Source organism: Acetobacter sp. P1H12_c (assembly GCF_018811975.1).
GTDB classification, from domain to species: domain Bacteria; phylum Pseudomonadota; class Alphaproteobacteria; order Acetobacterales; family Acetobacteraceae; genus Acetobacter; species Acetobacter persici.
Genome location: NZ_JACRVR010000006.1, coordinates 26,955 through 40,391, shown reverse-complemented (window position 1 = coordinate 40,391; position 13,437 = coordinate 26,955). Strand labels below are relative to the sequence as shown.

Annotated in this window: 14 protein-coding genes and 1 riboswitch; of the genes, 6 read left to right on the top strand and 8 right to left on the bottom strand. The window is 58.7% G+C overall.

Annotated elements, in window-relative coordinates; all coding sequences use genetic code 11:
- Positions 1 to 79: 79 nt before the first annotated feature.
- Positions 80 to 1,180, top strand: coding sequence for a cobalt-precorrin-5B (C(1))-methyltransferase (locus KP699_RS05965; RefSeq protein ID WP_215761993.1), 1,101 nt, complete (start codon positions 80 to 82; stop codon positions 1,178 to 1,180).
- On the opposite strand, the gene cobM is transcribed toward KP699_RS05965, so the two are convergent.
- Genes cobM through cbiE form a run of 3 tightly spaced genes read right to left on the bottom strand, consistent with a single transcriptional unit; the run spans position 1,177 to position 3,526 of the window.
- Entirely contained in the window at positions 1,177 to 1,929 is a 753-nt protein-coding gene (gene cobM, locus KP699_RS05960; RefSeq protein ID WP_215761958.1) for a precorrin-4 C(11)-methyltransferase, read from the bottom strand. The two genes, KP699_RS05965 and cobM, sit on opposite strands and share 4 nt — an antisense overlap.
- Positions 1,926 to 2,306, bottom strand: a complete 381-nt coding sequence (locus tag KP699_RS05955; RefSeq protein WP_215761957.1) for a cobalamin biosynthesis protein — start codon at positions 2,304 to 2,306, stop codon at positions 1,926 to 1,928. The genes cobM and KP699_RS05955 overlap by 4 nt, the downstream gene beginning before the upstream one ends.
- The gene (cbiE, locus tag KP699_RS05950) at positions 2,303 to 3,526 is read right to left on the bottom strand and encodes a precorrin-6y C5,15-methyltransferase (decarboxylating) subunit CbiE (protein WP_215761992.1); all 1,224 of its coding nucleotides are present in this window, start codon (positions 3,524 to 3,526) and stop codon (positions 2,303 to 2,305) included. Before cbiE ends, KP699_RS05955 begins: the two co-directional genes overlap by 4 nt.
- A gap of 157 nt (positions 3,527 to 3,683) precedes the next feature.
- Here cbiE and KP699_RS05945 point away from each other — a divergent pair, with 157 nt between their 5' ends.
- Entirely contained in the window at positions 3,684 to 4,487 is an 804-nt protein-coding gene (locus KP699_RS05945; RefSeq protein ID WP_215761956.1) for a cobalt-precorrin-6A reductase, read from the top strand.
- Here the strand turns inward: KP699_RS05945 and cobJ are convergent.
- Genes cobJ through cobG form a run of 4 tightly spaced genes read right to left on the bottom strand, consistent with a single transcriptional unit; the run spans position 4,457 to position 7,800 of the window.
- The gene (gene cobJ, locus KP699_RS05940; RefSeq protein WP_215761955.1) at positions 4,457 to 5,215 is read right to left on the bottom strand and encodes a precorrin-3B C(17)-methyltransferase; all 759 of its coding nucleotides are present in this window, start codon (positions 5,213 to 5,215) and stop codon (positions 4,457 to 4,459) included. The two genes, KP699_RS05945 and cobJ, sit on opposite strands and share 31 nt — an antisense overlap.
- Positions 5,212 to 5,937, bottom strand: a complete 726-nt coding sequence (locus tag KP699_RS05935; RefSeq protein WP_215761954.1) for a precorrin-2 C(20)-methyltransferase — start codon at positions 5,935 to 5,937, stop codon at positions 5,212 to 5,214. Before KP699_RS05935 ends, cobJ begins: the two co-directional genes overlap by 4 nt.
- Positions 5,937 to 6,566, bottom strand: coding sequence for a precorrin-8X methylmutase (locus tag KP699_RS05930; RefSeq protein ID WP_215761953.1), 630 nt, complete (start codon positions 6,564 to 6,566; stop codon positions 5,937 to 5,939). Before KP699_RS05930 ends, KP699_RS05935 begins: the two co-directional genes overlap by 1 nt.
- The gene (cobG, locus tag KP699_RS05925) at positions 6,553 to 7,800 is read right to left on the bottom strand and encodes a precorrin-3B synthase (protein WP_215761952.1); all 1,248 of its coding nucleotides are present in this window, start codon (positions 7,798 to 7,800) and stop codon (positions 6,553 to 6,555) included. The genes KP699_RS05930 and cobG overlap by 14 nt, the downstream gene beginning before the upstream one ends.
- A gap of 127 nt (positions 7,801 to 7,927) precedes the next feature.
- Positions 7,928 to 8,176, bottom strand: a riboswitch (cobalamin riboswitch).
- A gap of 121 nt (positions 8,177 to 8,297) precedes the next feature.
- Between cobG and KP699_RS05920 the strand changes: the two genes are divergently transcribed.
- From KP699_RS05920 to KP699_RS05910, 3 genes are all read left to right on the top strand, one after another.
- Positions 8,298 to 9,353 carry an aldo/keto reductase gene (locus KP699_RS05920; RefSeq protein ID WP_215761951.1) on the top strand — a complete coding sequence of 352 codons (1,056 nt, stop codon included), beginning with the start codon at positions 8,298 to 8,300 and terminating at the stop codon, positions 9,351 to 9,353.
- Between the two features lie 92 nt (positions 9,354 to 9,445).
- Positions 9,446 to 10,285, top strand: a complete 840-nt coding sequence (gene panC, locus KP699_RS05915) for a pantoate--beta-alanine ligase (protein ID WP_215761950.1) — start codon at positions 9,446 to 9,448, stop codon at positions 10,283 to 10,285.
- Positions 10,286 to 10,316: 31 nt separating this feature from the next.
- Positions 10,317 to 10,667: a RidA family protein gene (locus KP699_RS05910; protein ID WP_077931267.1), complete on the top strand. Its 351-nt coding sequence runs from the start codon at positions 10,317 to 10,319 to the stop codon at positions 10,665 to 10,667.
- A gap of 74 nt (positions 10,668 to 10,741) precedes the next feature.
- Here the strand turns inward: KP699_RS05910 and KP699_RS05905 are convergent, their stop codons facing one another.
- On the bottom strand, positions 10,742 to 12,406 hold the full coding sequence (locus KP699_RS05905; protein ID WP_215761949.1) for a Hint domain-containing protein: 1,665 nt from the start codon (positions 12,404 to 12,406) through the stop codon (positions 10,742 to 10,744).
- A gap of 195 nt (positions 12,407 to 12,601) precedes the next feature.
- On the opposite strand from KP699_RS05905, the gene KP699_RS05900 reads away from it, so the two are divergent.
- On the top strand, positions 12,602 to 13,228 hold the full coding sequence (locus tag KP699_RS05900) for a recombinase family protein (protein WP_215761948.1): 627 nt from the start codon (positions 12,602 to 12,604) through the stop codon (positions 13,226 to 13,228).
- Positions 13,229 to 13,437 lie beyond the last annotated feature (209 nt).

Genomic DNA, 13,437 nt, shown 5'->3' with positions numbered 1-13,437 from the left:
CACACCCTGCCGCCCGTACGTCACCTTACAAATGCTTATCTGGATACCGCACAGCAGCCGGATGCTTTACAACCGCCTTATGGAGCAGACAGGAACAGAGTTACGCCGGGGCTGGACCACCGGAAGCTGCGCGACAGCTGCCGCAAAAGCGGCGTGGCTGATCCTCTCAGGGCACGAAGCCCCGGCCTGTGTCACCATCACTCTCCCCGGCGGCCAGCGCCCTGCCTTTGCCATTTGCCGCACCGGCCTGCATAACGGCCACCCCTTTGCGGAGGTTGTGAAGGATGCCGGGGATGATCCGGATATCACGCACGGGGCCATTATCCGCGCCACAGTCCGCCGCCTGCCGGAAGGCTCTGGTGTGCAGTTTTGTGCCGGGCCCGGTGTTGGCACAGTCACGCGCCCCGGCCTGCCTCTCGCGCGGGGTGAGCCTGCCATTAACCCCACCCCGCGCGCCATGATCCGCACAGCCCTGACCGAAGCCAGCGGCGGACTACTGCCCGATGCGGAAATTACGCTCTCCATAGCAGACGGCGCGCGACTGGCGGAGCGCACGCTTAACAGCCGTCTGGGTATTATGGGTGGCCTTTCCGTGCTGGGCACAACCGGCATTGTTGTCCCCTTTTCCTGCGCAGCGTGGATCGACAGTATTCATCGGGGCGTGGACGTGGCCCGGGCCGAAGGACTGACGCATCTGGCGGCCTCCACCGGCAATGTTTCAGAAAAAGCAGTGCAGAAATTCTATAACCTGCCGGATACCGCCCTGATTGAAATGGGCGATTTTGCAGGCGGTTTCCTGAAATATCTCCGCCGCCACCCCGTGCCACGCCTGACCATTGCAGGTGGCATTGCCAAAATGACCAAGCTTGGTCAGGGCAGGCTGGACCTGCATTCCAAACGTGGACAGGCTGATATGGCCGCACTGGCGCAACTTGCCGCGACAGGAGGCGCATCCGCATCGCTCACAGTCTCCCTTGCCACCTGCCCCACAGTGGCCGAAGCCTTTCTGCTCGCCTCCGCAGCGGAAATCCCGCTGGGGTCATTCATCGCGCAGTCTGCTCTGCGCACTGTTCTGGAAACGCTTATGCCAGCCCCCTGCGCCGTGGATGTCATGGTGTTTGACCGGGCAGGACGCTGCGTGGGGCAGGCCGGGCCTACACAGCCCTGCAGGTGCAGCTAACTGCGGAAACGCCGCCGATAATCCGGGTCATATAAGGCACTTTCCCGAAAGTCCTGTTCCGCAAGTGCTGGCCCCACCAGAACGAGAGCTGTGCGTTCTACCGGGTTCTGGGCAAGCTCTGCCTCAATCGTGCCGAGCGTGCCCCGCAGCACAAGCTGATCCGGCCATGTGGCGCGCGCCACAATCGCTACCGGACATTCAGCCCCATAAAAAGGCGTCAGCGCCTGAACGATTTTCTCCAGCGCGTGAATGGCCAGATGGATGGCCAGTGTGGCTCCGGTAGCGGCAAACGCTTCCAGCTTTTCACGCTCCGGCATGGCGGAAGCCCGGCCTGTCATGCGGGTCAGCACCACGCTCTGGGCCACGCCGGGCATTGTCAGCTCCCGCCCCAGCACGGATGCCGCAGCAGCAAAAGCGGGCACACCCGGCACCATGCTCCACGCAATCCCAAGCCGGTCCAGCCTGCGCGTCTGTTCCGCAACCGCGCTGTAGATGGACAAATCCCCGGAATGCAGGCGGGCAACATCCTGCCCCTGCACGTGCGCTTTAGCATATTCCGCCTCAATTTCATCCAGAGAAAGCGGCGCGGTATCCATCAGACGGGCGTCCCCGGGGCAGAATTTCAGCATATCCGGCGGCACAATGGAGCCTGCATACAGGCAGACCGGGCACCGGGCGAGCAGATCTCGCCCGCGCAGTGTCAGCAAATCAGCCGCACCCGGCCCTGCTCCAATAAAATAAACGGTCATTCTACCCCTTCTCCTTCCGCCACCGCGCAGGTTATCCCTGCATAAGTCTGCCGAGGTGCTCGCAGCCACGCGCCCGACCCTGCTCCGGCCAGTGCACAGCCCTCCGCCACCGCAGCAACCCCATTACTCTGCAAAGATTTTTTTGAAACAGTCGGACAAAACGCCTGCACAGCCTGCAAGGCGTTCTCCGGCACCCAGAACACGGGAACCTCCAGCGCAGCAGCAACCAGTTCCGGAAACCTGTCTCCCTGCCGGAAGCCGGGCACGGCCAGACGGGTCAGGGTGGTGGCCCCACTTTCACGCACGGCCTGCCGGATAAACCCGGCTGCATCAGACGCGCAGGCTATGCTGCACCACCCCATACCCGCAACGCTCATAACGATATGTCCGGTTTCCATGCCACCCATTGCGTGACACTCATGGCCGGACGAAAACCATGCAGGCGGCCAACATCTTCCATACGGGACACGGCAAGGCGCGTCAGACTGCCGCCCCATTCCTGCACTGCCTGCATCAGCCGCACTTCCGTTTCCATCACCACGGCATTGACGACCATGCGGCCACCGGGTTTGAGAGCCGCCCACGCCGCCTCCAGAACCCCGGCACGGCTTGCACCCCCTCCCACAAAAACAGCATCCGGGCACGGAAGATTTTTTAAACCATCAGGGGCGCGAGTCTGCACAATCTGTAAATCGGGCACGCCCAGATGCAGCGCATTCCGGGCAATCCGCGCGGCGCGCTCTGGTACAGGTTCCAGCGTAATGGTGCGGCAGGTCTGGTCCGCCAGCATCCATTCAATACCAACGGAACCCGAACCACCGCCTATATCCCACAGCATTTCCCCGGCCCGTGGGGCCAGAGAGGACAGGGTCACGACGCGGATTTCCCGTTTTGTCATCTGCCCGTCATGCTCAAAGCAGGAATCTGGCAGGCCAGACACCAGAGGCAGACTAAACGTGCGTTTGTCCGGCACACTCTCCAGCGCAAGCAGGGACAGCCGCCCCGGCGTGCCGGGCACCCCCTCTCGCGCCACAAAGTCATAACGCCGCTCGGCCGGGCCTCCCAGTGCTTCCAGACCATGGCACAGCGTCCGCCCAAAACCTTCTTCCGTGAGCCATGCCGCGACCTGTGCCGGAGACTGTTCATCCGCGCACAGCACCAGCAGGCGTGCGCCGGGTTGCAAAAATGGCCGCATCCGGTGCTGGGAGCGCCCGCAGAGGGAAATCACCCGGCAATCCTGCAAGGCCCATCCCAGCCGCGCGCAGGCCAGAGAAACGCAGGATGGAGCAGGCAGACAGAGCATTTCTTCCGGCGGCACATACCGGGCAAGCGTTGCGCCAACGCCGTAAAAAAACGGATCGCCCGAGGCCAGCACCACAACCGGTGAGCCACGGCGCGCCAGAACAGCATCTATGCCGTTTTGAAAAGGAGACGGCCAGACCAGCGTTTCTCCCTGAATCAGCTCAGCCGCGAGGGCAAGGTGCCGCGCGCCCCCTACAACATAGGGAGCCTGCGAGACCAGAGCGCGGGCGGCAGCACTCAGCCCCGCCACGCCCTCCTCCCCAATGCCAATCAGCGTCAGCCAGACCTCAGACATCCACACCTCCAGCCTGTGCCAGTTTGTCTGTATGGCCGGTGCCATTTGCCCGAAAACCCGGCTGAAACATCAGACCCGCCTCCGGCAGACAGTTTGCGGCCTGTCCCCTCTCTTCGCTATGGAGAGACAAATAGCGCCCTTCAGGATACGATGTTGCATGTGCCCCTCCGCCCCAACCCCTTTGCCCGTGCTGATTCTGGGCGGCACAACGGAAGCCTCTGGCCTGTGCCGTCTGCTGGAGCATAATGCCGCCTTTGCGCCCACCCTCTCTCTGGCGGGCGTGACCAGTAATCCGCATCTGCCAGAAATAGCTGTCCGGCTCGGTGGTTTTGGAGGCCCGGACGGCCTGCAACACTGGCTGACGCAGAATGCCATTCAGGCCGTGATTGACGCCACACATCCGTTTGCCGCCACCATGAGCCAGCACGTGGCGACGGCCTGCGCGGCCCTTGGCCTGCCCCTGCTGCGTCTGGAGCGCCCGGCATGGAAACCTGTGCCGGGAGACACGTGGCATTCTGTAGCCAACCTGACTGCCGCAGCCAGCCTGCTGGCGGACCCGGCTGGTTTCGGGCAGCGCCCCCTGCAGGTTTTTCTGACAACCGGACGCAAGGAGGTCGCGCCCTTCTGCATGGCCCCGCAGCATACTTATCTGCTGCGCTCGATTGAGCCCCCGGACCCAGCCACACTGCCCCCCAGCACGACTGTCCTTTCTGCTCGCGGACCGTTTGATTATGCTACGGAACGAGCGCTCATGAAGGCGCATCAGATTGCATGTCTTGTCACTAAAAATTCTGGCGGCTCCGCAACCTTTCCAAAACTTGAAGCGGCGCGTACTCTGGGATGCCCGGTGATTATGATAGAGCGTCCGCCCCGCCCGCCCTGCCCGCATGTTCAAACACCTGCGGAGGCTCTGCTCTGGCTCCAGACACATCAGACTGCCTCAACCTTGCGCGACGTGTAAAACCACGCTCCACCGTCCGGGCGCGGGATCAGATGGCTGGCGGCACAGCCGATCAGCACCAATGTGCTCATATCCGCCCATGCAACATCAGCCTCTGCCAGTGTTGTCAGCCGCACGGCTTCATCCGCACGCCCAATGGCCCGCGCAAACGCGACAGGGACTGATCCGGGCAGGCAGGCAAGTAAATGCTCAAGCGCTTCCCCCAACTGGGCCGGGCGCGCCTTGGAGCGCGGATTATAGAGCGCAATAACAAAACCCGCTTCCGCCGCCAGCGCCAGCCTGCGCAAAACAACTGGCCATGGCTTGAGATTATCGGAAAGGGACATCACACAGAAATCACCGCCCAGCGGTGCCCCAAGCCGGGCGGCAGCCGCAAGAACCGCGCTCACACCCGGCACAACCGTAATATCCAGCGCACGCCATGCCTGCGGGCCATGGTCCACAGCTTCAAACACTGCGCTGGCCATGCCGAACACCCCGGCATCTCCGCCGGAGACAACCGCGACATGCCGCCCCTGCAGGGCCAGTTCCAGCGCGTGCCGCGCCCGGTCCAGTTCCTCCCGGTTATCCGAACAGTGCCGCACCACGGAAGCCGACGCCTCCACCCGCTGCACATAGGGGCCGTATCCCACCAGATCCGTCGCACGGCTAAGCGCCTGATCCGCCTGCGGTGTGCGCTGGAGCGCATTCCCCGGACCAAGCCCGATAATGCTGACAGACCCCGTCATCGCACGCCCTTTCTGCCCGGCACCAACGCCAGTGAAAAATAGGGCGCAGGCCCATCCTGTTCCGCAAATGGCAGGCAGCGTGCCTCCGGTTGCGTGCCACGCTCTACATAGACAGCATCCGGCAAACGGCCTGTCTGCTCCAGTGCTTTCCGCAATTTTGGCATATTCCGGCCAATCTTCATCACCACCGCCGCATCGGCCTTGTCCAGCCAGTGCACCAGAACCTCTTCCGGCATGGTGGCAGGCAGAACACACAGAACATCATCCCCGTGCGTCATAGGGCGCGCCGCCTGAGACCAGCAACCGCTCATGGCGGAAATACCGGGCACAACCTGAGTTTCAAACCGAGTATGCAGACGGTCAAACAGATACATCGCGGACCCATACAGAAAAGGGTCCCCTTCACACAGCAGAGCGACGTCCCGCCCCTCTTCCAGAACCGCAGCAAGATCCTCCGCACAGCGATCATAAAACGCATGCATGTCGATATGGTAGCTTGGGTCTTTGACGGAAATTTCGGTGGTAAACGGATAAGCCAGCCGTATTTCCTGCGTTGTGGCAGCAATATGCGCCTGCGCGATGCGGCGCGCGTGCCCCTGTGTGTCATGCCGACAGAAATAGGCCACAACCGGCACCCCTTGCAGGGTTTTAACAGCCCGCAGCGTCATCAGGTCTGGGTCCCCCGGCCCCACGCCCACCACATGCAGCGTTCCGCGCACCATTACTCCACCTCACTCGCCAGAGCATTGACAGCCGCCGCGGCCATGGCACTTCCCCCCAGCCGCCCGTGCACAACCAGCCATGGAATATCATGCCTTTTTGCAAGGGCCTCCTTGGATTCCGCCGCCCCGACAAAGCCGACCGGCAAACCAATTACAGCCGCAGGTTTTGGCGCACCGGCATCCAGCAGTTCCAGAAGATGGAACAAAGCCGTAGGCGCATTCCCGATTGCCACAACGGCCCCGGCCAGCTTTTCCCCCCACAAATCCAGCGCTGCGGCAGACCGGGTGTTGCCAATCTGCCGCGCAAGATCTGGCGTGCGCGCATCCCGCAGGGTGCACACCACGGCATTATCCGCAGGCAGACGTGCACGGGTAATGCCATGCGCCACCATCTCGGAATCACATAGAACAGCACAGGATTTTTTAAGGGATTTTCTTGCGGAAGATACAAAATCCTCCGTCATCCTCACGGATTGCGCTACATCGACCATGCCACAGGCATGAATAATGCGGACAACAATCTGGGCCTGCTCGGCGGAAAAACCGCTTAAGTCAGCTTCTGCACGAATGGTCGCAAAGGAGCGTTCATAAATGGCAGCGCCATCGCGGATATAATCATAAGGCTGCATTTTTAACATCTCCTTCAGACAGAACCTGTCTTACCACCTTTGCACCATCACATTCCGGCACAACGCAGAGTGGTTGATCCCCCGCGCGTCCGTTCCGGATCACGCCATATCCCTCAGTCCCGGCAACCAGCGTGACTGTCGCACGCCCCGGATGCGCACAGCCTTTGGCACACCCGGAGACGTGCATCTCCATCCCCTCCGGCAAATGCGGAGCCAGTTGCAGCGCCAGTTGCCCTGTGTCCGCAGAAGCCTGCCCACATCCTGACGCACCAATACAGGCATAGACCCGCAGGCGCGGGTCATTCGGGTACATAACAAGTCCTGAAATTTCTGGCATTTTCCTTAATCCGCCAAAAATCAGGCTCCCCCATGGTGTCATCCGCAAAATGCCGTCACCGGTCTGCGCAACATCTGCACAGGCCCGCAGCGTTGCTGCCGTCAGACGCCCCAGCGGCGCAGCCACCGCATAAAGATGGCCTGTCAGAGGCCCGGCCCGCTGGACCAGCGCGCGACCGTGCTGCCTCTCTGTTCTGACAAGGGGCGCCCATGCAACCCCGATTTCTGCAAACAGTCTCTGGCCAACAGCAGGCATCCGCAAAGGCCGCATGGCCTCACGGCATTTTATAAAAGCACCCGCCAATGCAAGAGCCATCTGCACAGCCTCAGACAAACCCTGCGGCTCTGAGCGGGCCTCACCACAGACAACGCACCAGCCGCCCCGCTCAGAAGCCGGGTTTTGTACAGCCTGAAGCATGATATCAGCCTGCAAAGACCCAACGGGGAAAAAACCACCGCCATCGACGCAAAACCCGAATTTATCAGGCAAAGCTGAAAGAGCGGGAGAGCCGATCAACCCGGCCCTCAACGCCTCCGCACAGAGCATGGTCTCCCCGGCACAGGCCGGGTCCGCGCCCGCCAGAGGGGTGACCTGAAGTGCGAGCCGCCGTTCAGCATCCGGGTCTGCCTGCCCGAGGCCCGCCTCCACCATACGCTGCGGGAAAGCACGGGCCGCTTCCGGCGCGAACCCCCGCAACTGCACATTTCCCCGGTTGGTCAGGCTGATCTGCCCGTTGCCGTCCTGCTCCGCAACATTGGCCAGCAGGTGGGCCTGCGCTGCGGTTATCCGGCCCAGCGGCGGACGCACGCGTACCAGCCAGCCATCCGCCGCCTGCATGGGGGCAAACAGACTGGGGCACCATCCCTTCACCACTGGGGCAGAAAACGCGGCAGACATGAACACCCTTCAGTCAACACACAGCACAAGGCCGCATGGGGGTGTTCATCACAAGGCCATCAGGACAAACCAGACAGTAGCGCGTTGACCCAACGCACCATCACGCTCCGGACACCCCGCCAGACATGACACTCAGCACAAAGATGGCAGGTCTCCTGGCTCATGACACAAAACCCCCGGCGCTCCGGCAGTTTTCGCCTGTTTCCGCCCTTCCCGGAGCACGCTCCAGTGGGTCAACACTCCCAAAAACAAGAGTGCGGAAAACACGCCTGATGTCACATACAGTTGCGGGGGCAGCGACGGCCAAGAAACAGAAGGGTTCTCACCGTACTTCCCTTTTCATCCCCTGACGGGAACCATCTGCCCTTTGTTAAGCAGGCTCTCCGGTGGTTGTCAAAACAGAGTGAACGCGCTGACACCCTTGAAAACGTCCCTCTATACTGCCAGTTCAAAACGGTCATCCGCGTTCACTCTTCACCCACACGGAGAACAGCTTCATGCAGTATCGTCAACTTGGCCGGTCTGGCCTGCGTCTTTCTGCCCTTACCCTTGGCACCATGACATTTGGAGGCAAAGGGGACTTTGCAAAGACGGGGAATACCGACACAGCCGGGGCGCGCCGCCTGATTGACCTGTGCCTGGATGCGGGCATCACCATGTTTGATACGGCGGATATCTATTCCTCCGGGGAATCCGAAACTATTCTGGGGGAAGCCCTGAAAGGGCGCACACAGGAAATTCTGGTCACGACCAAAGCCCGCTTCCGTACGCAGGACGGACCAAACGGGGCTGGTTCCTCCCGCCTGCATCTCATTACCGCGTGTGAGGCCAGCCTGAAGCGCCTCGGCCGTGACCATATTGATCTCTATTATCTGCATGAATGGGATGGTCAGACCCCACTGGATGAAACACTGGAAGCCCTTGATACGCTGACCCGTGCTGGAAAGATCCGCTATAGTGGCGTTTCCAATTTCTCCGCGTGGCATATGATGAAAGCGCTGTCCGTTGCTGAGCGCAACAGGCTGATCGCCCCGGTATCCCAGCAGATTTACTATTCACTTCAGGCACGCGATGCAGAGTATGAACTGCTGCCCGCGGCTGTGGATCAGGGCATTGGCGTGCAGGTCTGGAGCCCGCTGGCAGGTGGCCTGCTCTCCGGCAAATATCGCCGTAACCAGCCAACACCCGCCGGCCGTCAGCTTGAAAATTTTGGCGAACCCCCGGTGCATGACAAGGAAAAGCTTTTTGATATTGTGGAAGTGCTGCTTACCATTGGGGAAGAGCATGGCGTTTCCGCAGCGCAGGTCGCTCTGGCATGGACCATGCATCGCCCGGCCATTACATCCGTCATCGTGGGCGCCCGCACGGAAGAGCAGTTAAAAGACAATCTGAAAGCCGCAGAACTCACCCTGTCGGAAGACCAGCTCAACCGCCTCAATCAGGCCAGCCAGCCTCCCCTGCTCTATCCCTACTGGCATCAGGCGAGCACCGCGGCAGACCGGCTCAGCCCGGCAGACCGTGTGCTGCTGGAACCATTCCTGAAAACACAGTAAGACGGCCCAGGACGGACAGTGGATTTCCCGGCAATCGTGCACAAGCCGGGTGGTCCTCTGTCCTGCGCTTTTACTGCAAACCGGGATGCGTCATGAAGCTTGTAAGAACCAGACAGGAACTGACCGAGATTGTCACTCAGTGGCATAAGGACGGGGAGACAATCGGACTGGTGCCCACCATGGGGTCTTTGCACGAAGGCCATCTGACACTGGTGCGGGCGCTGGACGGCAAAGCCACCCGGCGGATTGTGACAATTTTTGTCAACCCGATCCAGTTTAACAACCCGGATGATTTCCAGCTCTATCCACGCGGTCTGGACGCGGATGAAGCCCTTCTGGCACAAACCGGCGTGGTGGATGTTCTGTACGCCCCGGATGAAACCCAGATTTACCCGCCCGGCTTCTGCACGCGCATTACTGTTTCCGGCCCGGACAAGATGCTGTGTGGCGGTGACCGCCCCGGCCATTTTGATGGCGTGGCAACAATCGTCACCAAGCTGTTCATGCAAACCCGTGCTGATATTGCCGCGTTTGGGGAAAAAGACTTCCAGCAGCTTTGCATTATCCGCCGGATGGTGACGGATCTGGACCTGCCCGTGACCATTCTGCCCGTGCCCACCGTGCGGGAAGCTGACCATCTGGCGCTGTCCTCCCGCAACAGGCGGCTCACCGCCACCCAGCGCCAGCAGGCTGCCCATCTGCCACAGGCTTTACAGGATTGCCTTGCCGCGCTGAAAGCCGGAAAACCCGTGGCCGCCACGCTGGAGCGCTGCACACAAACCCTGAAAGACGCTGGGTTTACAGTGCATTATCTGGACCTGCGATCTGAAAAAACTCTGGCGCCGTCAGAAAAAGCTGACCCCGGCACCCGCCTGTTTGTTGCGGCCAGCCTTGGAGACATCCGGCTGATTGATAACATGCCGCTTGCCTGACACCACCGGATAGAAAACAGGAAACACATCCATGACCATTACACGCCTTGACCCCGAAGAACGCCTGACCGGCGCTGTCATTTACAACGGGCTTGTGCATCTGGCCGGGCAGATTGCTGATGATGCCACTCTGGATGCGGAAGGCCAGATGGCCGATATCCTGCGGCAGGTGGATGCCCTTCTGGCCAAAGCGGGCACAGATAAAAGCCGCCTGCTTTCCGTGCAGATTTTTCTGGCGGATATGAACGATATGGCAGGCATGAACCGCGCATGGGACGCCTGGCTGGACCGGGACAACAAACCCGCCCGCGCGACGGTCGAAGCAAAACTCGCCAGACCGGAGTGGCGTGTGGAACTGACCGGCATTGCCGCGCTCCGATAACACTACACTCTTCAAAAAATGCAGGATCTGCCAGAAAAAGCAGACCCTGCATCCCATTTTAGACCTTCAGACTATCAGGCCGTTTTGACCTGCGTTTCCGCTGTCTCCTCAGCGCGGATAATATAGGGCCCCGCTGCAAGAATCTGGAGTGAGAGGATGCCCATTTTTCCCTCTGTCAGGTAATCACCCAACGGAAGCTCCGCGTCCCCATTGGTCCACACACACTGCGCACCTTCCGACGGGTACCAGCCAGCCGGTTTTACCGCCTGACGATGCGCACTGATGTCATGCTGACTTTTGGCGCAAAACAGATGGATATCCGCAACGGCCACGCCCATAGCCCGGCGATCATCCACAAATGGCCCGGTCACATCAGCCGGACGGCTGGTGCGGGAGACAATCCGGACAGACTGTGTGCCCGGCGGCAGCATGAAGCTGTAATGATGCGCGACTTTGCGCATGGGCCTGACCAAAGCATCAGTTTCCGTAACCAGATGCAGATCAGGGTCCTGCGTCAGAGCCGGAGCGTTTGCTGAAGTCTGGCAGCCAGCCACGCTGTCTTCCCGCCATTCCAGCATGCGGAACAGAGGCTCCACAAAAGCACGGTCTACACAAAGCGGTGCCCCTGCATCCTTTTCCCATGTGCGGGCTGTGCCATGCAGGGCCACAACCCGGCCTTCCTGACGGAAAGAGGAGCGATTGCCCGTATCCAGATAGCTTTCGGTCAGCATGCCATCGGCGGTAATAACGGAATGCTGCTCTGTTTCCACATGGTAGTAGTCATAAGACGTTATGGATTTATCATAAAAAATGGACGCGCCATTCACGAGCATACGAACGGGAACAAACTTGCCTTTAAAAAACAGACAATGCTCTGCTGTAATCAGCATGTCTTTGTAAGGCACACCGTCGGAAACAGCATCTTTCAGAACGCGGACAGGATACCCGGCTTCATCATCATGCAGACCCGGCTGCACCGTCGCACGCGCTTTGCCAACCCAGACAACCGGACGAAGAACGTCCTTTTTATTCTTCCAGTCAAACGCAACAATCTGATCACCAATACGGAGATCTTCAACTGCTACATCACCATTACAGGTACGGATCATACTGCCCGAAAGGAAGCATGTAACAGTAACGACATCACCATTAAACTGATAGTCATCTTTGTCATAACCCTCGGCAAAAGTAACATTTGCCAAGACGGTACCGTTCTGATCAACAATAGTCTTTCCATCGTCTCCCCATTGGAGAGTTGTACTTTGACCATTATCAAAAATAATTTTATCCCGTGGAGACAAATTATTTAATGTAAGTGTTCCACTTGCAGCATAATTTTTTACCGTAAGCGTATTATATTCTGTTGCCCCTGACGGAGAAGCACCAAATGTAATGGGAGCAGTCAAGGTGCCTACAGTTAAGGCCCCGCCGTTAGCAATCGTAACAGTTTTACCGGTTAGCGTGCCGTCAATAGTAAAATTTGTTGCCTCAATAGTTAAAGAACTATTGTTTGTAACGGTATTGTTTACAGTAAGATAACCATCACCCTTTAATGTTACATTACCATCAACCGTCATATTATTAGAATGAAAATTAGTATTAGATGAATCGCCTTCCGTCCAACCATCGTAATGAACAGCTTTGACCGTTACTGTAATCGGAGAAGAAGTGCCATCAAGAGTCACATCCTGACTATTGTATTGGTCACCCCAGTCACTAGTAGTATTTATGGTAGACATTTTCCGAATCCTTGATTTGCGCAAAGAATTTGGAGTGTGTCTTTTTTGATATTCTATGTTTTGCTTGCACTAACAATATTGGGAGTGTAAGCGTTTTTACGGTTCATTAACACTTTGCAAGACGGGGCTTTCCGGCTTGCGCAAATTAAGACTTTATCAAGCAACTCTTAAGCATTTTCAGCTCTTTATGGGTGAATGAATACCTGCATCACACGCCGCAAAGTCGGGTATGCCCGCGTCAGTACCACGGGGCAGACTCTGGAACTTCAACTCAACACACTCAAGGAATTCGGATGTCGCCGTATCTACCGCGAGAAGGCCAGCGGCGCGGACGCTGAGCGCCCTGAACTCCGCAAGCTCCTTGCCAGCCTTAAACCCGGCCAGAGCGTGGTGGTGACCCGGCTTGATCGTCTGGCGCGCAGTACATTTGACCTGTTCTCTATCGTTAAAACGATTACGGACAAAAAGGCCCAGTTTTATTCTCTGGCCGAGCCCTGGACTGACACCAGCACAAGTACAGGCAGGCTGATGCTTGCAGTCCTTGGTGGTCTTGCTGATGTGGAGCGCGACCTTATCCGCACGCGCACAGCGGAAGGACGCGCTCGTGCGATGGAGCAGGGCAAGCGCATGGGGCGGCCGAGGCAAATAACGGACGTGCAGAGGCAGGAGATCACAAGCCGGAGGCAGAAAGGAGAAACTCTGAAATCTGTTGCTACGGACTTCGGGATTAGCGAAAGCACAGTCTCACGCATTGCCCGTGGACGGGACAGCCACGTCCATTATGCAAAAAGGCCGGGGAAACGACGCAGGACTAAAGCGTAGTCCTACAGGCACCCCCTATCGGTCCGCCCCAGATGGCCTGACCCCGGCTGCTCAAACCAGCAGTTTCGTCAAAACTGAAGTGCCATCAAAGGATAGTTGGGATTTTCTGTCTGTCCCTAGCTAGATTTCTATACCCAGAAAAATATGCCTAAATCGCAGAATACATAATGGCTTTTGACTAATTTCTTGAAAAAAATTCCAGCAGAGGG

Excerpts from the sequence above, each read along its gene's own strand:
- KP699_RS05965 (WP_215761993.1), top strand. The coding sequence starts at position 80 with ATGGAGCAGACAGGAACAGAGTTACGCCGGGGCTGGACCACCGGAAGC.
- cobM (WP_215761958.1), bottom strand. The coding sequence starts at position 1,929 with ATGACCGTTTATTTTATTGGAGCAGGGCCGGGTGCGGCTGATTTGCTG.
- KP699_RS05955 (WP_215761957.1), bottom strand. The coding sequence starts at position 2,306 with ATGAGCGTTGCGGGTATGGGGTGGTGCAGCATAGCCTGCGCGTCTGAT.
- cbiE (WP_215761992.1), bottom strand. The coding sequence starts at position 3,526 with ATGTCTGAGGTCTGGCTGACGCTGATTGGCATTGGGGAGGAGGGCGTG.
- KP699_RS05945 (WP_215761956.1), top strand. The coding sequence starts at position 3,684 with ATGTGCCCCTCCGCCCCAACCCCTTTGCCCGTGCTGATTCTGGGCGGC.
- cobJ (WP_215761955.1), bottom strand. The coding sequence starts at position 5,215 with ATGACGGGGTCTGTCAGCATTATCGGGCTTGGTCCGGGGAATGCGCTC.
- KP699_RS05935 (WP_215761954.1), bottom strand. The coding sequence starts at position 5,937 with ATGGTGCGCGGAACGCTGCATGTGGTGGGCGTGGGGCCGGGGGACCCA.
- KP699_RS05930 (WP_215761953.1), bottom strand. The coding sequence starts at position 6,566 with ATGCAGCCTTATGATTATATCCGCGATGGCGCTGCCATTTATGAACGC.
- cobG (WP_215761952.1), bottom strand. The coding sequence starts at position 7,800 with ATGTCTGCCGCGTTTTCTGCCCCAGTGGTGAAGGGATGGTGCCCCAGT.
- KP699_RS05920 (WP_215761951.1), top strand. The coding sequence starts at position 8,298 with ATGCAGTATCGTCAACTTGGCCGGTCTGGCCTGCGTCTTTCTGCCCTT.
- panC (WP_215761950.1), top strand. The coding sequence starts at position 9,446 with ATGAAGCTTGTAAGAACCAGACAGGAACTGACCGAGATTGTCACTCAG.
- KP699_RS05910 (WP_077931267.1), top strand. The coding sequence starts at position 10,317 with ATGACCATTACACGCCTTGACCCCGAAGAACGCCTGACCGGCGCTGTC.
- KP699_RS05905 (WP_215761949.1), bottom strand. The coding sequence starts at position 12,406 with ATGTCTACCATAAATACTACTAGTGACTGGGGTGACCAATACAATAGT.
- KP699_RS05900 (WP_215761948.1), top strand. The coding sequence starts at position 12,602 with ATGAATACCTGCATCACACGCCGCAAAGTCGGGTATGCCCGCGTCAGT.